General features: G+C 71.7%; 1 protein-coding gene and 1 pseudogene. Both read left to right on the top strand.

The annotated features are described in order from the left end of the window. Positions 1–453, top strand: a pseudogene (locus EST54_RS33560) (hypothetical protein); the annotation flags it as partial. Positions 454–601: 148 nt separating this feature from the next. Then, positions 602–3,030, top strand: a 2,429-nt coding sequence (locus EST54_RS33555) for a type I polyketide synthase (RefSeq protein ID WP_392567434.1), incomplete at its 3' end; no start/stop codon positions are given.

Raw genomic sequence — 3,030 nt, 5'->3', positions numbered from 1 at the left:
CAGGGGGATGTGTGCCCGGCGGGCGGGGCGCCGGCGGCCGGGGACTCGCAAACGTACGCCGAGGCGCGGGCGCTCGTGGACGCCGTGCTGAACAGCCATCCGGACGTGGGTCATGCGCTGCTGCTCGCCTTCAAGCGCGGCTACCTGGACATCCCGTACTGCGTGCATCCGGACAACGCGGGCCGCAGCCGCAGCTACATCGACGGCGACGGCTGGCTGCGCTGGGCCGACACCGGCTCGCTGCCCCTCACGGATCTGGTGGACGGCCGCCGGTCCCGTCCCGTCACCTCATCGGACCTGCTCGAAGCGCTGTCCTACGTGCAGCGCAGCTACGACGAGCCGTCCCTGTGGCGCGATTCGCCGCACACCGCGGGCACGCCGACAGCCCCGCCCGTAGCCCCGCCCGTAGCCCCGTTCGTAGCCCCGTCCGAGAAGGGCCCGCCCTTGCCTTGACCGATCACGGTGACCGATCACGGTGATCGATCGCGCCGACCGATCGCGCCGACCGATCGCACTGACCGATTTCCGGTCACACACCGCCGACTGCATCGCCGACTGCACGGCCGCCTGCCTGCCTCTTCGCCCGCGGAATTTTTTTGGAGTGCACCACATGACAGAGTCTGCGAACGTTCCTTCCGAGTCCGGTGCCGCGTCTGCCGGGACAGCGGGCGAGCCCGGGGGCGCATCGAGGTCCGAGCCGACCGCACTGCGGTCCGTTCTGGCAGAGCGGCTCACCGGACTGACCGCGGCCGAGCAGGAGCGCGCCGTACTTGAGCTCGTGCACGAGCAGACCGTCGCCGCGCTGCGCCGCGCCCGCCCGGACACCAAGGATGTGGTCGACACCGCCCGTCCCTTCCTTGAGCTGGGCTTCGACTCGCTGGCCGCTGTGGACATGCACGCCCGGCTGTCCGCGGCCACCGGCCTGGAACTGCCCATCACCGCGGTCTACGACCACCCCACGCCGGTCGCGCTGAGCCACTTCGTGCGCATCCGGGCCCTCGGTCTGGCGGCGGAGCCGGTCGCCGCGGCCGTCCGGCAGACCTCGGGGGACGACGAGGATCCGGTCGCGATCATCGGAATCGGCTGCCACTACCCGGGCGGGGTCGACTCCCCCGAGGAATTCTGGGCGCTGATGGCCGACGGCCGGGAAGTGCTCTCGGACTTCCCCACCGACCGCGGCTGGGACGTCCCCGGCATGTTCGACCCGGACCCCGACCAGCCCGGCACGTCCTACGTCGACCAGGGCGGCTTCCTGGCGCGCGCCGCCGACTTCGACGCGGACTTCTTCAAGATCAGCCCGCGCGAGGCGCTGGCGATGGACCCGCAGCAGCGGCTGGTCCTGGAGACCTCCTGGGAGGCGCTGGAGCGTGCGGGCATCGACCCGGTCTCGCTCCGCGGCAGCCGGACCGGTGTCTTCTTCGGCGCCGAGGTGCACGAATACGGCACCCGGGTGCACCAGGCTCCCGTGGGCCTCGACGGCTATCTGATGACCGGCAACGCGCCGAGTGTCGCCTCCGGCCGGGTCTCCTACACCCTCGGCCTGGAAGGCCCCGCCGTCACGGTGGACACGGCGTGCTCCGGCTCGCTGGTCTCCCTGCACCTGGCGGCCCAGTCGCTGCGCAACGGTGAGTGCTCGCTGGCCCTGGTCGGCGGTGTCGCCGTGATGGGCAGCCCCGGCATGTTCACCGCGTTCAGCCGGCAGCGCGGTCTGGCCGCCGACGGCCGCTGCAAGGCCTTCGCCGAGGCCGCGGACGGCACCGGATTCGCCGAGGGCGTCGGCGTCTTCGTGGTCGAGCGGCTGTCGGACGCACGGCGCAACGGACACCGGGTGCTGGCGGTGGTACGCGGCAGCGCGGTGAACCAGGACGGCGCCAGCAACGGCCTGACCGCCCCCAACGGCCCGTCGCAGCAACGGCTGATCCTCCAGGCGCTGGCCAACGCGGGCCTGCAACCGGCCGAGGTGGACGCCGTCGATGCGCACGGCACGGGTACGAAGCTCGGCGACCCCATCGAGGCCCAGGCGATCCTGGCGACTTACGGCCAGGAGCGTCCCGCCGACCGGCCGCTGCGGCTGGGCTCGGCAAAGTCCAACCTCGGACACACCCAGGCCGCTGGCGGCGCCGCCAGCGTGATCAAGATGGTGCTGGCCATGCAGCACCGCGTACTGCCCAAGACCCTGCACGTGGACGCACCGTCCTCGCATGTCGACTGGTCGGCGGGCGAGGTGGAACTCCTCACCGAGGCGATGCCGTGGGAGACCCCGGACGGCCGCCCGCGTCGCGCCGGCGTCTCCGCGTTCGGGATCAGCGGGACGAACGCGCACGTGATCATCGAGGAGGCTCCGGCCCCTGCCCCGGCGACGGACCCGGTTGAGGAGGGGGCAGGGCTTCCGGAGTCCCGTGAATCCTCGGGGCCGGTGCCGCCGTTGGTGCTCAGCGCCCGCTCGGCTGAGGCGCTGAGCGCCCAGGCGGCCGCGCTGTTGGGCCTGCTGGAGCGTGCGGATGCTCCGGATCCGGCGGATGTGGGGTATGCGCTGGCGACGACGCGGGCGCAGCTGGAACATCGCGCGGTGGTAGCGGGTGCGGGCCGTGGTGAGTTGGTGGCTGGGTTGACCGCGCTTGCTGCTGGTGAGGATGCGGTGGGCGTTGTCCGGGGTGTGGCGGCTGAGGGGCGGCTGGCGTTCCTGTTCACCGGGCAGGGTGCGCAGCGGGCGGGGATGGGGCGTGAGTTGTATGAGGCGTTCCCGGTGTTCGCGCGGGCGCTGGACGAGGCCTGCGGCCATCTCGACCTACAGCTTGAACGGCCTTTGAAGGAAGTGCTGTTCGCGGAGGATGACGGGTCGGCGGAGAGTGCTCTGCTCGACCGTACCGAGTACGCGCAGCCCGCCCTGTTCGCCGTGGAGACGGCACTGTTCCGGCTCGTCGAGTCGTGGGGCGTACGCCCTGACGTGGTCGCCGGGCATTCCATCGGTGAGATCACGGCGGCTCATGTGGCCGGGGTGCTGTCGTTGGCGGATGCGTGTGCGCTGGT

The sequence above is a fragment of the Streptomyces sioyaensis genome, from assembly GCF_004122735.1.
Classification (GTDB): domain Bacteria; phylum Actinomycetota; class Actinomycetes; order Streptomycetales; family Streptomycetaceae; genus Streptomyces; species Streptomyces sioyaensis.
This window is presented reverse-complemented; position numbering and strand designations above follow the sequence as displayed.